Genomic DNA, 22337 nt, shown 5'->3' with positions numbered 1-22337 from the left:
AACATAGTATCATAATTTCAGACTCTTATGGGTGAATTTCTTGGGTGAACAAAGCATTTTCAAAAATCACAGGCTACATGCGCTCCGAAGCGATTGGCCGAACGCCTCCCGATTTTTTGAATGATGAGGCGATTGATTTAGAGGTCTCAAAAAAGATTGCGTAACACATTCAAACAGGTGACCCAATTCGCGCTGAGGTTTTGAATAAATGAAAAGATGGTGAAAAGGTCCGGGTTGAAACTAATATTGCGCCGGTCAAATTGGATAACAGATCTATTGAAACGATTGGTGTGATTGAGCGCAGATATTACTGCGATCAAAACGCATGAACAAGAGCTCGCCCATGCGGAGGTTCTCGCTGAGAAAGGGGAGCGCGCAAAAAAGCGAATTTCTTGCCACTATGGGCCATAAAATTATAACATCAATGAACGGGATCATCGGCCTGACTGATCGTTTTGCCGACCTTGATCTTTCTTAGGACGCGCAAGCTTACGCGTGAACCATTAACGTATCTGCCGATGCCCTTCTGGCAATTATCAATGATATTTTGGACATCTCAAAACTTGATGTGAGGCACCCTACGATGGAACCACGGCAATTCGATTTCAATAGTTGTTTTCACAGTTCCGTCGAATTGTTTAGCCCCCAAGCAGCGAGCAAGGGCATCTACCTGGACGTCATTCAGGATGAAGTTTTTCCGAAGTAGGTGATTGGCGACAGCGGACGTATTCGGTAAATTTTGCTCAATGTGATTGGGAATGCGGCCTAATGCTACATCGCAAGGCAACGTTCCTAGAGATTGCAACGCTCAGAGCTTTGAAAATTCCAAAAAGCAGATAGCAAAACAACCCGAAAAGCCGCTGGAATCGAGCTTGGCCTCTCGATTTCGCGCCAACTTGCGCGGCTCATGGATAGCGATATCGTAGTTCACTCTGAACCGGGTAATGGACCAACATTTCAAATCACTTTGATGCTCGGTCGGGCGCAAAACACTCAGAGCAAAAAGGTTGCGTCAGCATTAGCTGCAAAGGACATTTCATCGATGTTGGTCCTGGTTGCGGAGGATAACAAAACAAACAGGTTCCTGATTTCGAAGTACCTAAGGGACTTACCCATTGATGTTCATTTTGTGCATAATGATCAATAAGCTTCTGAAAACGCGAAAGAGTTATCGCCTAATTTGATTTTCATGGATATATCTATGCCCCAAATGGACGGACTTGAGGCTACGAAACATATTCGCGCTCAACAATAAGTACAGCCGCGTATAATAGCGCTTACAGCAAACGCTTTTGCCAATGATCGAAAAGCTCGTTTCGACGCAGGTATGGATGATTTTTTTGCAAAACCTGTGAAGAAGGCGGATTTTCTTTTGAAGCTTTCCGAACTCAGTGCTGAAATGGCAGCAAATCAGCTTTGATCCGATCAAACCTTTGGCGTATCAAGGCGTAACATTTGCAGGTGAGGGTCGATTTTGGATATTGCAACACGCGTGTGGAACCACAAATGGAAGATTGACCCAATCATTCGCTCCCTCATTGACGATGATTTTTATAAACTTTTGATGTGCCAATCGGTCTTTCAGAGCCACCCAAACACGCACGTCAAATTTAGTCTGATCAACAGAACTAAGTCGGTTCGTCTTGGTGACCTGATTGACGAAGGTGAGCTGCGCGAACAACTGGATCATATCCGTTCGCTATCGCTGAGCCGCGGTGAAAGTACGTGGCTGCGCGGCAATACTTTCTACGGCAAACGCCAAATGTTTCGATCCGACTTTATGGAGTGGTTCGAAAATATGCGTCTCCCCGAGTATCACTTGGAAAAATGCGATGGCCAGTACGAGCTGACGTTTGAAGGCAAATGGTGCGAAGTCATGTTGTGGGAAATTCCCGCGCTCGCGGTGTTGATGGAGCTGCGCAGCCGAGCGGTCCTAGACAATATGGGCAAATTCGAGCTTCAGGTTTTATATGCCCGCGCAATGACCCGGGTTTGGGAAAAAGTCGAACGTTTGTGCGCTGTTGATGGCCTCCGCATTGCTGATTTTGGAACGCGGCGTCGGCATTCTTTTCTATGGCAGGATTGGTGTGTGCAAGCGATGCAAGAAGGGCTCGGCGAGAAGTTCGTAGGGACGTCCAATTGCAAGATCGCAATGAAACGCGACATCGAAGCGATTGGAACCAACGCGCATGAATTGCCGATGGTCTATTCTGCGCTGGCACAGACCGATGATGCGTTGCGTCAGGCCCCCTACCAGGTTTTGGAAGATTGGCAGGAAGAGCACGATGGAAATCTCCGCATCATCTTGCCCGATACCTATGGCACCCAAGGCTTCCTTGAACATGCGCCTGATTGGCTAGCGGGTTGGACGGGTATTCGCATCGATTCTGGTGATCCTGCGACGGGCGCTGAAATAGCGATCAAATGGTGGAAAGAGCGCGGAGAAGATCCGCGCGATAAACTGGTCATTTTTTCGGACGGTTTGGATGTTGAGAAGATTATCGAGCTGCACAAACAGTTTGAAGGTCGCGTGCGTGTGAGCTTTGGTTGGGGGACACTTTTGACCAACGATTTCCGCGAATTGGTGCCGGATGGTGGCCTCGATCCGTTTTCAATCGTGTGCAAAGCGGTCGAAGCGGATAAAAAACCGACGGTTAAACTGTCGGACAATCCCGGCAAGGCAATGGGTCCTGCGGCTCAGATAGAACGATACAAACGCGTGTTTGAATTGGGCCAACAGACCCACCAAGAGATGATCGTTTAATCGTCGTCGGTTATGCGACCACGGAGCGCTTTCACTTCGCCGCGTTCCTTCTTGGATTTCAAGCGGCGTTTTTTGCTGCCCAATGTGGGGCGCGTTGCAATGCGTTGTTTCGGCGCGACCAACGCTTTGCGGATCAAGTCGGCCAGTCGTTCGCGTGCGATTGCCCGGTTTCGGGCTTGGCTACGTTCCTCTTCTGCACGGATGATTAAGGCACCGTCTAATGTCCAACGTCGGCCAGCCAAACGCTTCAAGCGGGACTTGACGGGTCCTGTGAGGCTTGGTGAACGATCTGCTTCAAAGCGTAATTCCACAGCAGTTGAGACTTTGTTCACATTCTGCCCACCTGGACCGGAGGCGCGCGTGAACGTTTCCGTCAGCTCCCAATCGGCAATCTCTAAGGTGGGTGTGATTTGTAACATGCGCCTTACATGCCACGCCGCGCCGCCAGACGCAAAAAGGGCCACCCGATGAGCGGCCCTTAATCTGAGTTTCGGAGGCGTGCTAGTTAGGCAGTCGCCAATTTGCGGGCGCAAGGCCGGCTAGGGGTTGCCGCTAGCGGCGCACCTCGCAAATTGTCCCAACACCATTCTCCAATACCTTTTTAGACACAGGATCACCTCCTCTCATTTGTTTCAATCAAAGAAAGGATGGCATGGATATCGGTGAACACCAAATGTTTTTTAGGCGGAATGCTCTCTATTTTTGTACCAACGCGTGGTGATTGCTTTGAACGGCATCAATGCGATCAAGGCGAGGGTCAATTTCACGCCCCAATCAGCGACGGCCCAGGACGTCCAGAGCGGGGCAATGGGTCCGAACCCTAGAACTGGCAACGTTTCATTTGCCCAGCTCACATCATTAGACGGCTCAAGGAAAATGAGGCTAGCCGAGAATGCGATGGTGAAGAAGAGCGCAGTATCAACCGTAGAGCCGATAATCGAAGACGCCAAAGGCGCGCGCCACCACTTGTCGTTTTTTAACGCTGAGAAGATCGAGACGTCGATCAACTGTGCCACAAGGAACGCCGTTCCGGAGCCAATTGCGATACGAAGTGTGACCAGCGGGCCGAATTCGCCTGGCATCTGTGTACCGATTAGCGAGCAAATAACGCCAATCACGAAACCCACGAAAATTACGCGGCGCGCGGCGTTCGCACCATAGATGCGGTTCATCAGGTCCGTCACAAGGAACGCGAAGGGGTAGGTAAATGCGCCCCACGTCAGCCATTGACCAAACAGAAACTGTACGAGGATATTAGAGGCAACAACGATGGTTGCCATGGCAAGGATGCCAGGAAGATAAGTGCGTGTCATATTGAGTGCCCGTTTTTTACAAGGTTGCGGCTACTTCCTCTCTTAAGTGAGAGTCGATGCCGTTTAGGCCTTGTAACGGTGTATGGCAAGTTATTCCTGCAGCTCAAACTCAACGATGATGGTGGATTGGAAGCGACTAAATTTTTCGTCAGAGGTCGCCATGAGACGAATTTTTCCCTGTTGATCACGCCAAACAGAAATACCCTCAAGATTATCGAATTGTCCGAATTCACTGGCGAATATACGCCCTTGCCCAACGGGTTTGCCGTTACTAAGCTGGACACGCTCTATCTGCGTGGCAAACGCGAAACCGTTGAAACCACGCGTTAGCACGTAAAGATGACCATCTGGCTCAAAATCTGCGCCAACTGGACGAAAGCTACCAACACGGGGAAGGTTGTAGATGGTGCTCCATGTGCCATCAGTAGCTCTTTGGTAAATTCAAAATTGTGTTTGAATGCTGGCAGATTTTTCGCGCATGACGATTAAATGTCCTTCTGGCGAAATCGCGAAGGCTTCGTACCCGACGTTCTTGGGCGTGTTTGTTTTGACGAAAGGAAGCTGCTGTGTGTCGGGTGTGCCCTTTGCGTCTGCATAGCTTAGAGTGCGTGAATTATGTTCAGCAGAGATGTGGATCACACCGTTGGACGCCAGTGAGACCCTCCATATCGCGGTAGCGTTTTGGGTCAGTTCGCGTTCCGTCTTCGATAACTAAAGGAATGGTTTCGACTAGGGTCGCACTTTCCAATAAGCCATCCTGATCGCGCGTAAGGTTGCCACGATATAGCGTGTCATCGTCGCTGACAGAAACAAAACGCAACCCATCGGCGTTGACTTCTAGTTCAGAAACTCCACTGGAATATTTGTATTCTGGATGCCATGAGAAATGTGCAACCGGTTCTGCGCGTGGCTCAGCAAAAAGCGGCGACGCACAGAGAGCGGCGCAAATCGCTAGCGCGAGCGAAGAACGTCGGCGCATTGCTGAGGCAGGTCAGAAAGAACATATTTGCGGCGCACCCGAGGCTTGGGCTTAGGTGCATTCGGATCGCGCGGCTTGGCCTTTGGCGGGTTCAAAATGTCATTCACCCATTTTTGTGCATCTGCACAGCCATCGCCAGCAGGTGGCGGGTTCTGATCTTTACATTCGCGCGCATCTTTGGGGCAGGCAAGGCGCACGTGAAAATGATAGTGATGCCCATACCAAGGTCGAATTTTACGTAACCACCGACGATTGCCTTTCTCCGCGTTGCACATCGCAACTTTTGCACCGGGGAACACAAAAATGCGTGCGGTACGTTTGTCTTTTGCTGCCGCTTTCATGATTTCCATGTGCTGGACCGTGAACTTGCTGTTAATATACGCACCCTTCGCGCGACGCAGCGAGATAGAGCTGACCTTCTCGCGTTCACGACGCGAAAGTTTGAGATTATTCGCAGGCAACATCCAGATATCGATGTCGAGACCAATCTGATGGCTGCGATGGCCAGAAAGCATAGGGCCGCCGCGTGGTTGGCTGATGTCGCCAATATAAAGCCCATTCCAGCCAGGCAATTGCGCGGCCTTGGCAGAGAGTTTTTGAATGAAATCGATTGTCGTCGGATGACCCCAATTGCGATTGCGCGACAGGCGCATGGCTTGCCACGTTGGTCCCGTTTCGGGCAATGCGACCGAGCCGGCAGCGCAGCCTTTCGTGTAAGATCCCAAAGGTGCGGCGCGCTGGGTGGAGCCATTTTTTGCAGCACCAAAAAGCTGTTTTGCTTCTGGTGCTGCGGACAAAGGGAGGGCGACAACCAAACTCAGAACAACGGCAACAACGCGCATCATTTTTCAAAATCGCCATTTTTATGGACGTAGGCTAGCAGGATTAGGCCGATCAAGAAAAGGAAGATCACAGGCGATACGCCTAGACGGGCACTTTGCGTAACGGTTGTGACGATCCCGATGAGAAGCGGCGCAAGGAACGCGGTAGCGCGACCAGACAGACCATAAAGCCCGAAATATTCGGTCGCGTTGTCAGCGTCCGTGTGGCGCACCATCAAAGAGCGGCTTGAGGATTGTAGCATACCACCCATACCACCGATTAAAACGCCACAAATGATGAAGAGAAGGTCAGGTGTGCCTGCTGCGACACCTATGCCATAGACCGTGTCAGGGGTTATGTTGATCACCGTAAGGCTGACGCACATCAGAATGATAATCGTAAAGGTGATCACAGGTTTTGGACCAAATCGGCGATCTGCAAAGCCACCAAGATAGCTAAACACCGCCGCGCCGATTGCAGCAACAACACCGAAGACGCCGATTTGAGTGACTTCCCAATCGAGCACCAGTTTCGCGTATACCCCACCAAACGCGTAAAGCCCGTTCAGCGCATCGCGGTAGAACATTGAGCCAACAAGAAAGTACCCAAGAGAGCGGCGGGATTTGAGACCTTTAAGCGAAGCGATGACCTGTGAAAAGGCCTCTGAAAAGCTGGATCTGACTTGATCGGTGCGCACTTCGCGTACCCAGAGAAAATAAGGGATCATGAACACAATGAACCAAATGGCCGCGAAGGGACCCGTCGCGCGCGTTCCTTCGTGTGCCGCAGGATTAAGACCGAACAAAGGATCAAGGCCCGCGACTGTCTTCCCGTTGCCCTGTTCCACCAGTAACAAAAGCGCGATGGCCAGTGCGATTACACCACCAAGATAGCCAAATGCAAAGCCGGAGCCGGAGATTTTACCAATCTGTTCCCGTGCACCCAAACCCGGCAATTGCGCGTTGGTGAAAATAAGCGCGTATTCAGCACCGATAAAGCCGACGCCGAAGGCAGCGAGCATCCAGAATAAATTGCTCGCATCCGGCGCGGTATACCAAAGGGCTGCGCATCCCAGCACATACATAATACTGAACGACATGACCCACGGCATTTTGCGCCCTGTGCTATCCGCCATCGCGCCGAAAATGGGGGCAGAAAAAGCGATGATCAGCCCGATCAGCGCAGTTGTCCACGCCCAAATGGATTGCGCATTGGCGTCGGCGATCCCTTTCTCAAGCCCTTGGCCAAGGTAGTAAGTCGCAGCAATCGCCACAAAGAAGGGACCGAAGATAAATGTGTTGAGAACCGTATGATAGGGTTGGCTCGCGAAGTCGAAAAAGTACCAACCCCAGACGCGTTTCCGCAAGTTTTTGTTAGCGTTTGCGCTTGTCATTTTTCTGTCCCCTGTGCTTGGAACAGTTAGACAGATACAAACTCATCCGCGCAAGCGTTTAGTCCTGCATCGGCGGCCAAGGGCGGCTTGCATCCGCTTCGATCCAGTTGGCGACCCACGCGGGAATGGGCGGCGATACTGTATCGCGCCCCATTGCTTCCGCTACGCGCGCGGGCGTCAGGATACCGGATTTATCGGTCACCGCCGCTCGGTAGAGGGCGTGATTAGCGACCTCGCCGTCGCTTTTGATCATGCATTGTTCGAGATAGAAGAACCGTTCATCCCAACACACTGCGCGTGATTTCATCGTGAAGGCTTCAAACGTGCGAATGCGCCTGCGATACCGCACAGATACTCCAGCCATCGTCAGACCCCAACGGTTGCCTTTAAGCACATCGATCAAACCCGCGCGCTTCGCCAAGGGAATACGCCCGAGATCGAGCAGAGTTAGCGTGCGCCCATTGTTCAGCTCCATCCACATATCGATGTCCCAAGGCCAACACCGGTGATGCGACACGTGGGTTTCGTCAAACCCGATCGCAGGTAGGTTTCGGCTTTGCCACAAAGCTTTGGTCATACGAATGAAAGGGTACATGTGCGCGCTCCTATTGCGCCCCTCACTTGCGATAGTTTGCATTCGCGTCAAGTCGCGACCCCACGGCACTTGCCGCCGACCCTTTGCGCGACTACCTAGGGAACGAATAGAAATTCCGGAGCCTGCCCCATGTTGTCGCTTTTCCAAATCCTGATGCTGATCCTTGATATCGCGTGGTTCTTCATCGTGGCTCATGTAATCATGAGCTGGCTGATCAATTTTCAGGTCCTCAATCTCAACCAACAATTAATTGCGCAGATTTGGTATGGTTTGAATCGTATATTAGAGCCTGTGTATTCAAAAATTCGCAGCTTTTTACCGAATATGGCGGGCATTGACCTTGCGCCTTTGATCGCGCTGGTCGGCGTATACGCGTTGCGCATCGTTATCGCGAATAATATCCAGGCCTTTTACTAATACACCATCTTGTGTGAGTTGCTAACCTATGAGACATATCCAGTAAGAGCATAGCAATGCCATTACAGGACATCCCATGGACCGCGCCGCATCGCTGTTAAGCGACGTTTTCGGATTTGACGCCTTTCGCCCTGGCCAGCGCGATATTGTTGATGCTGTGGCGGGCGATCAAAACGTGCTCGCGATCATGCCGACAGGCGGTGGTAAATCGCTTTGCTATCAGCTGCCTGCCTTGATGGATGACAGTGGATTAACGGTTGTCATCTCTCCTTTAATCGCGTTGATGCGCGATCAGGTTCAAGCGCTGAAAGCAAGTGGTGTTGTCGCGGGTGCGCTGACCTCTGGCAACACGGACGAAGAAACAAATGCGGTGTTCGAGGCGATTGACGCAGGCACTTTGCGACTTTTGTATATGGCACCGGAGCGGCTTGCTTCTGGTGGTGCCGTCAATCTGCTGCGCCGCGCGGGTGTGCGCCGAATTGCTGTAGACGAGGCGCATTGCGTTAGCCAATGGGGTCACGATTTTCGCCCCGACTATCTGCGTATCGGTGATCTGCGTCGCACGTTGAACGTGCCAATTGCTGCCTTCACCGCCACCGCCGATGCAGAAACGCGCGTCGAGATCGCAGAGCGTTTATTCGATGGCCAGACCCCGCAAACTTTTCTGCATGGCTTTGATCGCCCTAACATCCACCTAGCTTTCGCTGCCAAAGATGGCCCGCGCCAGCAGATCCTCAGCTTTGCAGCTGCGCGTAAAGGTCAATCGGGGATAGTCTATTGCGGCACGCGCGCGAAAACTGAAGGTCTGTCTGGCGCGCTAAATCAAGCGGGACATAGTGCGTGTTTCTATCATGGTGGCATGGACCCCGATGCACGTCGCAAGGTTGAAGCGCGCTTTCAACGTGAAGATGGGTTGATTGTCGTGGCCACCGTTGCCTTTGGGATGGGCGTTGATAAGCCTGATATTCGCTGGGTCGCCCACGCGGATTTGCCCAAATCCATTGAGGCCTATTACCAAGAAATCGGTCGCGGCGGTCGTGATGGTGCGCCGGCTGAAACGCTCACCCTTTATGGGCCTGACGATATTCGCCTGCGCCGTAGCCAGATTGACGAAGGCCTCGCGCCCCCCGAACGACGCACGGCGGATCATGCGCGTTTGAACGCACTTCTTGGTCTGGCTGAAGCGCTTGATTGTCGCCGCGCGAGCTTGCTCGCGTATTTTGGTGAAACTAATGTGACGTGCAAAAACTGCGATCTGTGTGACACGCCTGTGGATGTGTTTGATGGCACGATTGCTGTGCGAAAAGCGTTGTCCGCTATTCTGCGCACCAATGAATACTTCGGTGCGGGCCACTTGATCGACATTCTTTTGGGCAATGAAACCGACAAAGTTCTTACGCGTGGGCATGAAGATTTGCCGACCTACGGCGTTGGCAAAGAATACAGCAAACGTGAATGGCAGGCGGTGTTTCGTCAGATGATGGGTCACGATTTGGTGCGCCCTGATCCAGAACGCCATGGCGCTTTGCGCATGACGGATGAGGCAATGCCGATCCTAAGGGGTGAAGCCTCGATCCGGTTGCGCCGCGATAGCATCAAAGCCGCCTCGAAGTTTTCACCGTCTGTCAAAGCCCTCGTAAGCGAGGAAGATGCGCCTTTGCTGTCGGCGCTAAAAGCGAAGCGACGTGGCCTTGCGGAAACCGCGCGCGTGCCAGCCTACATCGTTTTCAACGACAAAACGCTGATCGAAATGGCGCAAGTGCGCCCCAAAACGCTGGATGATATGGCGCGGATTGGTGGGGTGGGCGCGAAGAAGCTCGACACTTATGGCGCGGCTTTTATCGAAGTGATCAATGGCGAGGTCGAAACGCTTCATCCTGCGCGTCGCAAACTTGCGGGGCGTGACAGTGGTACACTTTTTGATCGTTTGCTTGAAGTCCAGGCCGATCTTGCGCGTGGCGGGGAGGGTCATGACAAGCCACTCAGCTGTTCCGCTTCACTCCTTGCTAAGGTCGCAGCGCAAAAACCACAGAATGAAATGGCGCTTGAACGTATCCTTGGGGAACGGCGCAGTGAAAGATTTGGCCGCGCTTTTCTGGACGTCCTCAGGGAAGCGAGCTAGATCTAAGCAAAGCAAACAAGGGGGCGAGTATGTTAGTTGTGATTTCACCGGCCAAGCGATTGGATTGGGCAGAGCGTGACGTCGAGATGAGTGCGCCTGACCTGCAAGCCGATGCGGTTCGTTTGTCAAAAACAGCGAAGAACCTGACCCTTGGCGAATTGCGCAAGCTGATGCACCTCAGTGAGGATTTGGCACGGCTTAATCGCGACCGGTTTCAAGCGTTTGAAGCGGAACCGAGTGATGATTTGGTGCGTCCCGCTGCCTTGGCGTTTGCGGGCGATACGTATCAAGGCTTGGAAGCCACAAGCTTGGACGGCGACGAGATGCGCTGGGCGCAAGATCATTTGCGGATTTTGTCGGGGCTTTACGGGGTTTTGCGACCTCTAGATGCGATTCAGCCGTATCGTTTGGAAATGGGATCGCGTTTGAAAACCCGTCGTGGCACTTCGCTTTATGATTATTGGCGCACGGATTTATCGAAAATGCTCAACACTCAAGCAGAGGTCATAGGCACTGACACGTTGGTCAATTGCGCGAGTCAGGAGTACTTTGGCGCTGTCGCTCCAAAGGCGTTGAAATTGCGTGTGATCACGCCTGTGTTCATGGAATTAAAAGACGGAAAAGCCAAGATCGTTAGCTTCTTCGCCAAAAAAGCACGCGGCGCGATGGCACGCTATATTATCCAAAACCGCGTGGAGAACGCGGAAGAGATCAAAGCATTCAATTCAGGTGGTTACGCGTTCCAACAGGATATGAGCGAAGGCGACTGTTGGGTGTTTTTGCGCGATTATCCAGCCTGATCTGCGCGAATAGGTTGAGTGCCTTAGACTTGAACCTGCTCGATCTGTTCAATGACAAGCGCCTTTTTAACGGTTTAGTTAGATAGCGATCCAAGCCTGCATCTAAAATGGCCTCTTGGTCACCTGGCATCGCATGTGCGATTATGGCGAAGATCGGGATATAAGTGCGCTTCGTTTTTTCTTTAACGCAAATTTCTTGCGCGCGTCCGCATTGCTTTTGGTTTTGTACGTCAAGGATGTCGCTAGCAGGTTAGTGTCTGTGGCAGGCGCTGTGAAGAGATTGGTGGCAGTGTCAAACCAGATTTGATCATTGTATTCAGTGGTGTTGGTGCCCAGCTAAGCCCATGTTTCGACACCGACGTAGTTGTTGTAATTCGTACGGGTTTTGAAGCGGGGCCGCCTTGGTTGATTTGCAATGCTAGTCGCTGAACCGATTGCTAAAGCATCGTGGAACGTGCTGCCATCCGGGGCCATTGTAATACGCATGCGTGTCCCCAAACTAACTAATAAGGGTGCGAAAATTCATTGTAGCCATAGAGATGTCTCCGACTGGTACTTAAAATTTAATAGCAGATTATGTTAAATATTTTGGCAATGTTTGTGTAGAAAGTGCGCTGTACCCATTCACGCTAGCGCAGTAAAACGTTAGCATCCAGCGCAATTATGATGCGCTTTCAATTGCTTCTTGGGTAACACGAACGACTGCAATCACTTACCCAGAATTTTAGCTTATCGGAACCTCCAACCCCCTGATTTAAAGCCTATTTCTACTTAACCGCAAAACTCCCAAATGATAGCTTTCCCTTGTGTTCTTTGCCTAGCGCCTTTAGGCGGTGACTATTCGCAAGTACCTCGACATCCCCCTGACGCTCGCCGTGACGCTCACCCTGTGTGTCGCGATGCTCTGGCCCCTGCAGGCGCCGCCCCCAGCGCCGGAGGGAAGCGACAAGCTCGTGCACTTCTTAGCCTTCGCGGCGCTCGCTTTCCCGCTTGCGCGCACCGGACGCTTCGGGCTGCTGCCCGTCTTCATCGGCGCGAGCTCCTTCGGCGGCATCATTGAACTCATTCAGCCCAGCTTCAACCGCAGCGCCGACGTCAACGACTGGATAGCGGACGTCGTGGGAGTGGCCTTGGGCATTAGCTTGGGCCTGCTCTACCGCCGCCTACGCAGGCGCTAACGATCTAAGTTCGGCCCAGTATTCTCCCTATAATTGTGATTTGAGTTCGTTTCGGGAATTTAGGTGTTCGTGACGGTTAAAGGCACACCAAGCCCTCAATGCTTTCCGGCGCTGCGCCCGCGCCTCGCCGAGGTAACGGCGGTATAGGCGACGCTCTCGGCCGATCTGCGCAAACAATTCCTCGAGTTGCTTGATGGCAAAATTTGCGTAGGCTAGCGCGTGTGGATCAGGTGGCCCGTCGGCTATTTTCTTTGGCATACCGGCAAGAACATCCCAAATCTCTTGGCGCAACTTGATCGCAAGCTGCTGCGCGGAACCCGGCTCGCGCTCGTGGGTGTCAACTTTGTGGAGCGCCCGGTGGTAGCGCGCCTCGGCAATTGCCAGCCTCAGCGCCGCCTCCCGGCGCGGATCGGCTGCGCTTGGCTCCTCCTGGTCGTCTCCTCTGTTATTCAGAATGACATTAAACCACTTCGTGACGATCGCTTTACCGGGCGGCGCGTTTAGGCCGTGCTTACGCGCGTTCTGAGACGAGACAGCCTTGCCAGCATCCGTGACGGGCCCAGTAGCGCCACGCGAACCCCTACTAAGACTGCGAGACTGGAACGACATCGATCGGCCTCGCCTTCTGAACTTCTCGGTACTCCGCAGACAGCTGGCGGGCGCGTTTCTCCAAGTTGGGAAGGGTGTCCGAGTGGCGTCGGTAGTTGAAGTTTTCGAAGTATTGCTTGCTTAGTATGAGCCGGGGATCGACACCGATTGCAATAGCCTCAGCCGTCGCTTTCCCGCGGCTTGACGGATCCAAGGACTTTAGCTCAGCTACGATCATAGTTCGACTATTATCCGCGATCAGGTGACAGAAGGGTACTAAAACTTTCTCAAAATTTCCGTTGCATAAAACGCTACATTTTCTGCAGTCCAGCCCTCGTAAAACGCTGATCCAAAGCAGGTTACTTTTGCACCCAAAAGTAAAGCATGTGCACCACCCGTCGAATTAACCGTGTAAATATTACGCTCCTCTTGAACTACCTGTAAAAGAGAACCCTTATTACAAATTTCAACGTTATTTAATTTGCAAAATTTAATTAGATCTTTAAGAGGCCTATAGTCTTTTTCGCCTGGGTGCAATCTAACGACTAAAGGGCGGCCGTCCGCTTTACTTAACGCAATAGATTTTTTTAGCGCACTTAGTTGAGTTTCACAGGATTGGTAAATCGTTTGACTATCGTTTTCAACTTGCGCAATAAATAAATTATAATCCCCTGTCGGAGAATTCTTTTGGTACGTTCTTACAAACGCCCGAGCTTTATTTATACGATAAGCACGCATAATAATATCCGAAAAAGAAGCTCGGAATGCAATAGTTCTTAATATTCTCGAGCTAATTAAATTGACAGAAGTTTCAAGTAAACGATTAATTACTCTCTTATTCACGTGGGGCGGAATAAAATCAAGCAACTCGTTCCTTAATTTAAGAACTATTTCTTCGTCACTAGTTCCAACTTCAATTTGGCGATCAGAATTCACTCCAAAAGTATTTTCCTGGAATGTCGCCGGAAAATTACCAATCTCAAAAAATCGTTTTTTTTGGTTATATTGGCCAACAACTTTTGCAGCAAATTGAAACCCGGAATATATCCATAATTCTGTAACCTGTTGAACAGCTTTAGCCGATTTACGATCCAAATCAACAGATGGTGGCAATCGATCGTATATGTGAGCTTCAATACAATCCTTGAAATCACAGATTTCGACATGTTTTGCTTTAAGAAGTAGGTGCTGATTTCCATCTGATACATTTCGAATGTAACTATAGTACTTGGTGTGTAAAAATAACACGCCACCGATATTTTTAGCGAATGATGATTTCAGAACCTTGAGGAAAAAATTATATCTATCATTATCATCTATTAAAATTCCAATTGTCATTTTATATCTCTCCTCGCTTTGGAGCTTTTTGCTCGGGACGACCAGTTTCTTGTAAAAACATTTTCTTGCTGATAATGGCATATATTAAATACGCACTAAAGGATTTTGCTTTCACTAAGAGTATTAATGGCGTTCCATAAAAAATAGACATTATGAATAACAAAAGTAACATCGCAGGACCCTGATTTATCTGAAGATCAAACCATAGCCCAACATCCGCAAGAAGAATATCTTCAGTATACCATATTGGATCATTAAATTTTATTACGTTTTCATTAAACGCATTAAACCGCATCTGAAAGGAAGAATCATTTAAAATATTAAACAGTCGGCCATTTACCAAATAATTTAGAACGAAAATCACTGGCGCACTAATTAAACTCATAACTAAAACGAATACTGCGGGGGACTCAAGTTTATACAAGTACCTGACTATGATAACACCGAACGCTAAGAACGCATATGGACTGAGTAAAAGCATTACACAAACCGTCACTTTAATGCACGACATAAAATCGCGGTGACAGGTTAAAGCACCAATTATCAACGCTACAGCCGCAGTGCCTGGCTCGGCCCATATCCCTGTAGCTCTAAAATAAGGTTTAGCGACAGTAATATACCTACTTTCTACTCCAAGAAAAAGCTGTGTCATGTCAACGGAAGCGCTGATCAGTAGATAGTCAGTAATGATGGCGGCGAAAACAAAGTTTAATGCAAAATTATTGCATTTTGCCATTTCAACCCGACTTAAAATAACAATTCCACTAGTGACAACTAGGCTCGTAAGCGATAAAATTTCGGCGTTTAGGTCGGGCGCCTGTAGCAAAATAAATAAGAGATAGCACAACAGCCCAATCGAAAAGTATAAATCTTTTAGCTTAAAAGCACCCCTTCGGTATAGCAAAAATAAAGACAAGGGAATGATTAAAATGGTAATCTTATACCCCCCATATTCGAAAGTGAATATTGCCAATAGAAACAAAACATAAATACATTTTGAAACACTAAGCATGACTTACAATTTCTAACGCTCGCCATTCTTGTTTCAATAATAATTCATCGTGGGAGACAATTAGAACCAACTTTGTGTTCGCTAGTCGTTCGACCTTTTCAACAAATTTTCTGCTCATACTTTGATCGAGTGCGGAAGTCGGTTCGTCAAACAGTATGATGTCAGCGTCACAGCACAGTGCTCTAATCAATCCAACACGCTGAGCCTGCCCTCCTGACAGCACATCCACATCTAGTTGCTGTCTATCTAATAGAGAATTCAACTTCATTTCTTGTATCAAACTGTTTATCTGTACATCTGTGGCATTTTTCGAAATAAACCTAATATTTTCTATCAGAGCTGCTGATAATATAAGCGGGTCCTGGGTTTGATAGTGAATATCTTTATCCCAACCGTGAATATTATGAATGTTTTCTTCGATTACCCCTGCGATCTGGTCTAAAATTGTGGTTTTTCCAATCCCCGACGCACCAAATATTACTGTGGGACGGCCAACGCTAAACTTTAATGTTTGGACTTTTTTTCCATTTTCTACAGCCGAAATTCCCTGCGCTAGCGTTATACTGTTTTGATTTTCAACTTGGTCCGAAATCTTTCGCAAAGCATCGCTTTTTGATATAGTAGAGCGATTCAGTTCTATATCTTTTATGATTTCTAAACCTATATACAATCTATTTATTAATCGTAATATTTTTTGGACTTCAGGAATTGATTTCAAGAACAAACCAGCAAGTACTATTGAATTTGCCAGAGTAAATCCCACAATATTCACTAATAAAAACATTACTGGTACTGAAAACAGTAACGCTTCCATGCTATATCGTTGCAGCAATGAACGTTGAACAACGTTTATTTCAGAATTCGCAAACTTTTGCTCAGCTTCTAAATTCAGATTTATGATTCGATTGGTCAAATTATTTGCAAGTATGTATTTTAAATTCACTAAACTATTATTAAGTAAGTTTGCTCGTTCAAGAGAGCTATTTTGTCGTATTTTAGCGTCTACTTTACTTTTTTTTGTCGTACGTAGCGCTGCAAATAAAATGAAGCTTATAATACCAAGCGCAATCGTACCAAATTTTAACCCCGCAAATAAAAATGTTGCAAATAACAAGAGAACTAAAATAATAACAGAAAAAAATGCTTCTAACAACGGAGTGTAAAAATAATTGATTAGACTTGGTGCATCCTGAAGTAGTATTTTTCTATGATTTTCTCTCCGCTCAAAATCTCCACGTTTTATTTTTTGATTAAAATAATCTTTTTCAAGTGAACTTATTAAATTTGTATAGCTTCCGATCAATGAATTCCGTAATACTTTAATACGAAGTAGGTTTATACCGATGTAAAGGAAGGTAGATATAATAAAGACGGCTATAAAGGTATATTTATCTAAAAATACGCGGTCAAGTAATGCAACTGGATAACTTGGTTGGACTAGGTTTGCGACCATGTATCCAAACAATGTAAACTGAACTAAAGTTAATACACCACTCAGCACGGTAAAAAATATTAAAGGTAATATGTTTTCAAAGTAATTGTTTATAGTAGCAAGGCGCATTTGTATTATTACCCTTTTCGCAGCGCATCGAAACCACGCAGTTGTGCAATCAATGCGGGCATGTTGTCGATCTGGATCATGTTGGGTCCATCACAGGGCGCATTATCGGGGTCCTGATGGGTTTCAATGAACAAACCCGCCACACCAACCGCACAGGCCGCGCGTGCGAGGGCGGCCACGAATTTACGCTCGCCCCCCGATGAATTGCCCCGCCCACCCGGTTGTTGCACCGAATGTGTTGCATCAAAAATCACCGGGTATCCCGTTTCACCCATGGTTTCCAACCCACGGAAATCATTCACTAATGTGTTGTATCCGAAGGATGTTCCGCGTTCGCACAACATGATCTGGGTATTTCCCGTGCTGGCGATTTTTTCGGCGACATTGTGCATTTCCCATGGGGCCAAAAACTGACCCTTTTTCACATTGATGGGTTTGCCCGTGTTCCCCGCCGCCAGTAACAGATCCGTCTGACGCGATAGGAAGGCTGGAATTTGGATCACGTCCACCACCTCGGCCGCGGGGGCGCAATGGCTGATCTCATGAACGTCTGTGATGACTGGACAGCCAAATGTGTCGCGCACCTCTGCCAGAATACGCAGGCCTTCGTCCATGCCGATGCCACGCGCCGATGTGATTGAGGATCTGTTCGCCTTATCGTAGCTGGTTTTAAAGACAAAGTTTGATCCCGTAGGCGCACAGGCATTGGCAACCCGTTCGGCCATCATCATGGCGTGATCGCGATTTTCTAACTGACACGGCCCCATGATAAAAGCGATCGGGTTGTCCCCGCCAAAGGGAACATCCCCAACCATCACTGTTTTTTGCGTGCTCATTGCTCAATCACTCCTTCGATACGGGCCACATCTTCGGGATTATTTAATTCCCAAAAGACACGGCCGCGCCCCTCAACCTCGACACATTTGACGGTTTCGCCGTTTTCCAAAAACCGCAACTGCTCTAACCCTTCTATGCGTTCGAGCGTCCCCTCGGGCCAGGACATATAGGCGCTTAGCGCTGTGGGGCGATAGGCGTAGACCCCAACATGGTGGAACACAGGCAATTCCGCATCCGCAGGCCATTTTTCGAGATCCATGAACGGCACCACCTCTTTGGAAAAATAAAGGGCGTGGTTGTTTTTATCAAAAATCGCTGTGGTGCCCCCAACCCGACCTTCGCGGCGGTCAGTGGTAAAGTGGCCGTATGTCAACCGATCAAGGCGCAGCACTGGAGTTGCCATTTGCGCAGCCTCATCCTGTTTTATAGCGGCGATCAAATCCTCAACAAACCAATGGGGTGTCAGAGGGGCATCGCCCTGTAAATTCACAATCAAATCCGCGTCTAGGGTCGCATTTGCCAGCGCCTCGGCGCAACGTTCGGTGCCATTGCGGCAGGTTTCAGATGTCATGATCACATCCGCCCCAAACGCATTTGAAGCGTCGCGAATGCGCACATCATCGGTAGCCACATAAACTCCATCGATACCCGTCACGCGACAGGCCGCCTCCCAGCTAAGCTGGATCAGGGATTTGCGCGCCCCATCTGGCAGGGTTAATTCCACCAGTGGCTTTCCTGGATATCTGGTTGAGGCATAGCGGGCAGGAATAATAATAACGGTTTTCATACAACACCTGCGCGCAATAGATCGTGGATATGAAGGATGCCAATGGGCATATTGTTTTGATCCACCGCCAATAACACACTGATTTTTTTCGTGTTCATAATGTTCAACGCCTCGGCTGCGAACATATCGGGGGTGACTGTCACGGGATTTTGCCCCGCAATATCCCCCGCCGTTGCCTGCATCAACGTATCCATATGGCGGCGCAAATCGCCATCGGTGATCACCCCTAATAATGCACCCTCTTGGATCACAACGGCAATGCCAAATCCCTTGGACGTCATGGTAATGAGGGCGTCTTGCATCGGGGTTTTATGATCAACGATAGGCAGCGCATCGCCGTGGTGCATCAGTTGCGCAACCGTTGCCATTTGCGCCCCAAGTTTGCCGCCCGGGTGGAACACCTTGAAATCTTCGGGTTGAAAATCGCGCCGTTCCATAAGCGCCACGGCCAATGCATCACCCAACGCCAGCGTCAGTGTGGTGGATGTGGTCGGCGCCATGCCGATGGAACAGGCCTCAGGCGCCTGCGTCAGGGTTAATTTGTAATCGGCCGCCTGCATCAGCGTGCTGTTCGACTTTGAGGAAATCGCAGCCATGGGAATGCCAAAGCGCCGCGTATGTGCAACAATGTCACGAAGTTCGGATGTTTCCCCCGAATTGGAAATCAGCAAACAAAAATCTGCCGCTGTCACCATTCCTAAATCCCCATGGCTCGCCTCAGTCGCATGAACGAAACTGGCGGGCGTGCCCGTGCTGGCCAAAGTTGCGGCAATCTTTTTACCAATATGCCCCGATTTCCCGACACCTGAGACAATCACGCGGCCCTTGGTTTGCAAAATCGCCTCAACCGCACCTGCAAAATCAGTGGGCAAATCCCCCGCCATTTTATACAGCGCATCCGCCTCAATCGAAATCACACGTGCAGCGATTGCATTTATATCATCTTGGGTCATATCTGCGCCTATTCTGTATAAAAAATTTCTCTGGACGGATCCGGCGCTACAAACTCACTTTGCAATGTTCGCACAATTCCATCAGCCAATTGGAACGGGGGCTGAAAGCCCTCCAGTTTGTTTTTTGCGCTGCGAAACTCGGTCGAAGAAACAAACTTTTTAACCCTGATGGAACTAACTGGCAAATTTTTGCCCGTGAGCTGTGCCACACCATCAGCCACATATCCTAAAATCATTCCCAACCAGAATGGCAGTCTAGGACCAACGCCAGTCTTGCCTTTCAATGTCTGTCGCACCTGCGATACCAACTCATTCATAGTAAAGTCTGGAGTGTCCACGTAATTAAAGACGCCATACTTACAGTCCGATGCAATACAGGCCTCCAAGAACGCCACAATGTTCCCGATATACGCCATGGACTTCTTATTCTCGCCACGCCCGACCATCAGAAATTTCCCAGACGCGATTTGGTTCAGCAAGTTGTAAACGTTCCCGCGGTTTCCCTCGCCAAATATGACCGTAGGACGCACAATCAGAAGCGAATTATCCGACACCACCTGCCAACTCCTGAGCTTCTCTTCCGCTTCGAATTTAGTGCGACCGTATTCGTTGAATGGGTTAATAGCCCCGCTCTCGTCTGTCCCAGGTTCCGAAAAGCCGTAAACCGCAACGGTACTCGTGAAGACAATCTTATCGATGCCCTTTTCTTCACCAACCAAGGCAACATTTTCCGCGCCATCCACATTAGTCCGCTGATACTCTGACTTATCACGGACGTCGTCGCGATGAACCGCCGCCAAATTCACCACCACATCACCCGTGATGGTATTTCGCAAAGTCTCTGCCTCGCGGACGTCAGCAATCTTACACTTCTCCGGAAATTGATTGCTCATCTTTAGGTCGATAATTTCAAAATCCTGCTGCTTTAATGAAAGCTGTCGGCACAGGTTTGTCCCAACAAAACCAGATCCACCAATTACTGTAATTTTCTTTGCCATTACTGAATGAAATCTTCTTTTTTACGGGGTCCAGAAACTCTCACCCACCTACCCATAACACCCCATTATCGGCAGGCTTAAGCGCGCACCCCACCAAGCAAATCCGCAATTTTGTTCACTTGAGCATCAAGCCTGTCCGCTCCACCTTTGCTTTCAACATTCAACCGGACGAGTGGCTCGGTGTTCGAGCGACGAAGGTTGAAACGCCAATCATAAAACGCCAGGCTCACCCCGTCGGTCTCATCGAGTGAGAGCGCCTTCGCGCGGTAAGCTGACAGTACATTCTCAATAGCTTTGCCCGCGTCAGTCACTGTGAAATTGATTTCACCTGAGCTTGGGAAGACAGCAAATCGATCCTTCACCCACTCACCCAGTGAGCGTCCCGAGCCCGACACGAGCTCTGCAACCAAAAGCCACGGGATCAAGCCACTATCGCAATAGGCAAAATCACGGAAGTAATGGTGCGCCGACATCTCGCCGCCGTAGACGGCTTCCTGAGAACGCATTACCTGCTTGATGAAGGCGTGGCCGGTCTTTGATTGCACCGCGACACCGCCCTTTTGCGCAACAATATCTTGCGTGTTCCAAACTACTCGTGGATCGTGAACGATATTTGCGCCCACCTCTTTTTCTAAGAAGATGGATGCGAGTAGCCCGACGACATATTCGCCGGGTACGAATTGACCCGTTTCATCGAAGAAAAAGCAGCGATCAAAATCACCGTCGAATGCTACGCCAAAGTCGGCATTTTTCGCTTTGACCACGTCTGCCGTCGCAGGATGGTTTTCAGGCAGAAGTGGATTGGGGATGCCATTTGGGAATGTCGCATTTGGTGTGTGATGCACACGAATAAACTCTAGCGGCGCACCAAGCTCCATCAACCGCTTAGCAAGTGCATCAAAGGTCGGACCGGCCGCACCATTTCCAGAATTCACAACAATTTTCAAAGGCCGCAGTGCTGTGACATCAACAAAACTCAGCACACGATCCACATAGGCCTTTCGCGCCTCTGCTGAGCGATCAAGCTCTTTGCCTACCTCGCTATTGCCCGCCCACTCCTGAGAAACCGCCAGCGCCTTGATCACTTGAAAATCACTCGTGTCATCCAAAGGACGCGAGTGTGATTTTACGATTTTCATTCCGTTGTAATTGATCGGATTGTGCGAAGCCGTTACTTCAATCCCGGCGCAAGCATCAAATTCAGTTACTGACCAGTACATTTCTTCGGTGCCCGCCATGCCAATGTTTATGACATCTGCGCCCGCATCGCGCGCCCCCTGTGATGCCCTAGCTGCAAAAGTCGGGCTGGTTTCACGCGCGTCAAATCCGATCACAATAGATTTGGCACCAAAATGCTGCGCAACAGCCCGACCAATACGGTAGGCAACATCTTCATCAATGTTGACACCAATTTCACCGCGCACGTCGTAGGCCTTAAAGCAGGTCAGTTCAGTCACCGCTTGCCGTCCTTTGGTGCGGGCGTCGCTTCAACGGCAAGGCCAGCCTCTTCTTCAAGGGCTGTGATTTCGATTTTCAACGCCTCAAACTCTTCGCGCTTGTGCTCAATGAAGCTGTGCGTGAGGAGAGACTTCTCGCGGATCCCTTTTGGCGTCAATAAATAAGCGTATTGACCCTTGCGCGGATTCTTCTTGAAATTGCCCAGTTTCACAAAGCCTTTTTCAACGAGAGCGGTCAGCACGTAGTAGGCCGAGCCGTTTGAAATCCCAACTTCATCCGCCACCTGCCGCGTGGACATCTCAGGGTTCTGCGAAATCAACCTTATCACTTTTAAGCGGATCTCAGACTGTTGTTTTTTACGGCTACTAGCCAAAATAGCACCCCAAAACGGCTACCGCACCGAGCCTCGCGTTCTGCGCAAG

At 49.6% G+C, this 22337-nt stretch carries 23 protein-coding genes and 2 pseudogenes; 8 read left to right on the top strand and 17 right to left on the bottom strand.

Annotated elements, in window-relative coordinates:
- The first annotated feature begins 44 nt into the window (after positions 1–44).
- The 4 genes and pseudogenes from QZ280_RS14600 (at position 45) to pncB (ending at position 2764) form a co-directional block, all read left to right on the top strand.
- A complete protein-coding gene (locus tag QZ280_RS14600; RefSeq protein ID WP_293445502.1) occupies positions 45–164 on the top strand; it encodes a PAS domain S-box protein in 120 nt (39 codons plus the stop codon).
- A gap of 671 nt (positions 165–835) precedes the next feature.
- A pseudogene (locus QZ280_RS16490) lies at positions 836–1147 on the top strand (ATP-binding protein); the annotation flags it as partial.
- Positions 1148–1165: 18 nt separating this feature from the next.
- Positions 1166–1255, top strand: a pseudogene (locus QZ280_RS16485) (response regulator); the annotation flags it as partial.
- A gap of 216 nt (positions 1256–1471) precedes the next feature.
- Positions 1472–2764, top strand: a complete 1293-nt coding sequence (pncB, locus tag QZ280_RS14595; protein WP_293445602.1) for a nicotinate phosphoribosyltransferase — start codon at positions 1472–1474, stop codon at positions 2762–2764.
- Here the strand turns inward: pncB and arfB are convergent.
- The 7 genes from arfB to QZ280_RS14560 form a co-directional block, all read right to left on the bottom strand.
- A complete protein-coding gene (gene arfB / locus QZ280_RS14590; RefSeq protein WP_293445500.1) occupies positions 2761–3183 on the bottom strand; it encodes an alternative ribosome rescue aminoacyl-tRNA hydrolase ArfB in 423 nt (140 codons plus the stop codon). The two genes, pncB and arfB, sit on opposite strands and share 4 nt — an antisense overlap.
- A gap of 261 nt (positions 3184–3444) precedes the next feature.
- Complete coding sequence (locus tag QZ280_RS14585; protein ID WP_293445498.1) at positions 3445–4077, bottom strand: queuosine precursor transporter; 633 nt, start codon at positions 4075–4077, stop codon at positions 3445–3447.
- Between the two features lie 90 nt (positions 4078–4167).
- On the bottom strand, positions 4168–4482 hold the full coding sequence (locus tag QZ280_RS16480) for an esterase-like activity of phytase family protein (RefSeq protein ID WP_365734825.1): 315 nt from the start codon (positions 4480–4482) through the stop codon (positions 4168–4170).
- 214 nt (positions 4483–4696) lie between these two features.
- Entirely contained in the window at positions 4697–5056 is a 360-nt protein-coding gene (locus QZ280_RS14575) for a hypothetical protein (RefSeq protein WP_293445494.1), read from the bottom strand.
- Positions 5029–5898 carry a penicillin-insensitive murein endopeptidase gene (gene mepA / locus QZ280_RS14570; RefSeq protein WP_293445599.1) on the bottom strand — a complete coding sequence of 290 codons (870 nt, stop codon included), beginning with the start codon at positions 5896–5898 and terminating at the stop codon, positions 5029–5031. Before mepA ends, QZ280_RS14575 begins: the two co-directional genes overlap by 28 nt.
- Positions 5898–7271 carry an MFS transporter gene (locus tag QZ280_RS14565; RefSeq protein WP_293445492.1) on the bottom strand — a complete coding sequence of 458 codons (1374 nt, stop codon included), beginning with the start codon at positions 7269–7271 and terminating at the stop codon, positions 5898–5900. The genes mepA and QZ280_RS14565 overlap by 1 nt, the downstream gene beginning before the upstream one ends.
- Positions 7272–7329: 58 nt before the next feature.
- Positions 7330–7866, bottom strand: coding sequence for an acyl-CoA thioesterase (locus QZ280_RS14560; protein WP_293445490.1), 537 nt, complete (start codon positions 7864–7866; stop codon positions 7330–7332).
- A gap of 129 nt (positions 7867–7995) precedes the next feature.
- Here QZ280_RS14560 and QZ280_RS14555 point away from each other — a divergent pair, with 129 nt between their 5' ends.
- The 4 genes from QZ280_RS14555 to QZ280_RS14540 all read left to right on the top strand — a co-directional run bounded on the left by QZ280_RS14555 (position 7996) and on the right by QZ280_RS14540 (position 12383).
- Entirely contained in the window at positions 7996–8283 is a 288-nt protein-coding gene (locus QZ280_RS14555; protein ID WP_293445488.1) for a YggT family protein, read from the top strand.
- Positions 8284–8359: 76 nt separating this feature from the next.
- Positions 8360–10405, top strand: a complete 2046-nt coding sequence (gene recQ / locus QZ280_RS14550; RefSeq protein ID WP_293445486.1) for a DNA helicase RecQ — start codon at positions 8360–8362, stop codon at positions 10403–10405.
- A 29-nt stretch (positions 10406–10434) separates the two neighbouring features.
- Positions 10435–11205, top strand: a complete 771-nt coding sequence (gene yaaA / locus QZ280_RS14545; RefSeq protein WP_293445484.1) for a peroxide stress protein YaaA — start codon at positions 10435–10437, stop codon at positions 11203–11205.
- An 833-nt stretch (positions 11206–12038) separates the two neighbouring features.
- The gene (locus tag QZ280_RS14540) at positions 12039–12383 is read left to right on the top strand and encodes a VanZ family protein (RefSeq protein ID WP_293445482.1); all 345 of its coding nucleotides are present in this window, start codon (positions 12039–12041) and stop codon (positions 12381–12383) included.
- A gap of 27 nt (positions 12384–12410) precedes the next feature.
- Here the strand turns inward: QZ280_RS14540 and QZ280_RS14535 are convergent, their stop codons facing one another.
- The 10 genes from QZ280_RS14535 to QZ280_RS14490 all read right to left on the bottom strand — a co-directional run bounded on the left by QZ280_RS14535 (position 12411) and on the right by QZ280_RS14490 (position 22288).
- The gene (locus QZ280_RS14535) at positions 12411–12992 is read right to left on the bottom strand and encodes a hypothetical protein (protein ID WP_293445480.1); all 582 of its coding nucleotides are present in this window, start codon (positions 12990–12992) and stop codon (positions 12411–12413) included.
- Between the two features lie 255 nt (positions 12993–13247).
- The gene (locus QZ280_RS14530; RefSeq protein WP_293445478.1) at positions 13248–14309 is read right to left on the bottom strand and encodes a hypothetical protein; all 1062 of its coding nucleotides are present in this window, start codon (positions 14307–14309) and stop codon (positions 13248–13250) included.
- Position 14310: 1 nt separating this feature from the next.
- On the bottom strand, positions 14311–15321 hold the full coding sequence (locus tag QZ280_RS14525; protein WP_293445476.1) for a hypothetical protein: 1011 nt from the start codon (positions 15319–15321) through the stop codon (positions 14311–14313).
- Positions 15314–16882 carry an ATP-binding cassette domain-containing protein gene (locus QZ280_RS14520; RefSeq protein WP_293445474.1) on the bottom strand — a complete coding sequence of 523 codons (1569 nt, stop codon included), beginning with the start codon at positions 16880–16882 and terminating at the stop codon, positions 15314–15316. Before QZ280_RS14520 ends, QZ280_RS14525 begins: the two co-directional genes overlap by 8 nt.
- An 8-nt stretch (positions 16883–16890) precedes the next feature.
- Positions 16891–17718, bottom strand: coding sequence for a 3-deoxy-8-phosphooctulonate synthase (kdsA, locus tag QZ280_RS14515; protein ID WP_293445472.1), 828 nt, complete (start codon positions 17716–17718; stop codon positions 16891–16893).
- Positions 17715–18506: a manno-octulosonate cytidylyltransferase gene (locus QZ280_RS14510; protein WP_293445470.1), complete on the bottom strand. Its 792-nt coding sequence runs from the start codon at positions 18504–18506 to the stop codon at positions 17715–17717. The genes kdsA and QZ280_RS14510 overlap by 4 nt, the downstream gene beginning before the upstream one ends.
- The gene (locus tag QZ280_RS14505; RefSeq protein ID WP_293445468.1) at positions 18503–19459 is read right to left on the bottom strand and encodes a KpsF/GutQ family sugar-phosphate isomerase; all 957 of its coding nucleotides are present in this window, start codon (positions 19457–19459) and stop codon (positions 18503–18505) included. The genes QZ280_RS14510 and QZ280_RS14505 overlap by 4 nt, the downstream gene beginning before the upstream one ends.
- A gap of 8 nt (positions 19460–19467) precedes the next feature.
- Positions 19468–20457 (bottom strand): NAD-dependent epimerase/dehydratase family protein, encoded by a 990-nt coding sequence (locus tag QZ280_RS14500; protein ID WP_293445466.1) that lies wholly within the window; start codon positions 20455–20457, stop codon positions 19468–19470.
- Positions 20458–20534: 77 nt separating this feature from the next.
- On the bottom strand, positions 20535–21914 hold the full coding sequence (locus tag QZ280_RS14495; protein ID WP_293445464.1) for a phosphomannomutase: 1380 nt from the start codon (positions 21912–21914) through the stop codon (positions 20535–20537).
- Positions 21911–22288 carry a MarR family EPS-associated transcriptional regulator gene (locus QZ280_RS14490; RefSeq protein ID WP_293445462.1) on the bottom strand — a complete coding sequence of 126 codons (378 nt, stop codon included), beginning with the start codon at positions 22286–22288 and terminating at the stop codon, positions 21911–21913. The genes QZ280_RS14495 and QZ280_RS14490 overlap by 4 nt, the downstream gene beginning before the upstream one ends.
- Between the last annotated feature and the right edge of the window lie 49 nt (positions 22289–22337).

The organism is Planktotalea sp. (assembly GCF_018607995.1).
In the GTDB taxonomy this organism is placed as follows: Bacteria; Pseudomonadota; Alphaproteobacteria; order Rhodobacterales; family Rhodobacteraceae; genus Planktotalea.
Note: the sequence above shows the minus strand (reverse complement) of the source record. Positions and strands in the feature narration are given on the sequence as shown.

Coding starts and splice junctions, on each gene's coding strand:
- QZ280_RS14500 (WP_293445466.1), bottom strand. CDS start 20,457: ATGGCAAAGAAAATTACAGTAATTGGTGGATCTGGTTTTGTTGGGACA.
- yaaA (WP_293445484.1), top strand. CDS start 10,435: ATGTTAGTTGTGATTTCACCGGCCAAGCGATTGGATTGGGCAGAGCGT.
- QZ280_RS14520 (WP_293445474.1), bottom strand. CDS start 16,882: ATGCGCCTTGCTACTATAAACAATTACTTTGAAAACATATTACCTTTA.
- QZ280_RS14585 (WP_293445498.1), bottom strand. CDS start 4,077: ATGACACGCACTTATCTTCCTGGCATCCTTGCCATGGCAACCATCGTT.
- recQ (WP_293445486.1), top strand. CDS start 8,360: ATGGACCGCGCCGCATCGCTGTTAAGCGACGTTTTCGGATTTGACGCC.
- QZ280_RS14505 (WP_293445468.1), bottom strand. CDS start 19,459: ATGACCCAAGATGATATAAATGCAATCGCTGCACGTGTGATTTCGATT.
- QZ280_RS14530 (WP_293445478.1), bottom strand. CDS start 14,309: ATGACAATTGGAATTTTAATAGATGATAATGATAGATATAATTTTTTC.
- QZ280_RS14510 (WP_293445470.1), bottom strand. CDS start 18,506: ATGAAAACCGTTATTATTATTCCTGCCCGCTATGCCTCAACCAGATAT.
- mepA (WP_293445599.1), bottom strand. CDS start 5,898: ATGCGCGTTGTTGCCGTTGTTCTGAGTTTGGTTGTCGCCCTCCCTTTG.
- QZ280_RS14560 (WP_293445490.1), bottom strand. CDS start 7,866: ATGTACCCTTTCATTCGTATGACCAAAGCTTTGTGGCAAAGCCGAAAC.
- QZ280_RS14555 (WP_293445488.1), top strand. CDS start 7,996: ATGTTGTCGCTTTTCCAAATCCTGATGCTGATCCTTGATATCGCGTGG.
- QZ280_RS14575 (WP_293445494.1), bottom strand. CDS start 5,056: ATGCGCCGACGTTCTTCGCTCGCGCTAGCGATTTGCGCCGCTCTCTGT.
- arfB (WP_293445500.1), bottom strand. CDS start 3,183: ATGTTACAAATCACACCCACCTTAGAGATTGCCGATTGGGAGCTGACG.
- kdsA (WP_293445472.1), bottom strand. CDS start 17,718: ATGAGCACGCAAAAAACAGTGATGGTTGGGGATGTTCCCTTTGGCGGG.
- QZ280_RS14525 (WP_293445476.1), bottom strand. CDS start 15,321: ATGCTTAGTGTTTCAAAATGTATTTATGTTTTGTTTCTATTGGCAATA.
- QZ280_RS14535 (WP_293445480.1), bottom strand. CDS start 12,992: ATGTCGTTCCAGTCTCGCAGTCTTAGTAGGGGTTCGCGTGGCGCTACT.
- QZ280_RS14565 (WP_293445492.1), bottom strand. CDS start 7,271: ATGACAAGCGCAAACGCTAACAAAAACTTGCGGAAACGCGTCTGGGGT.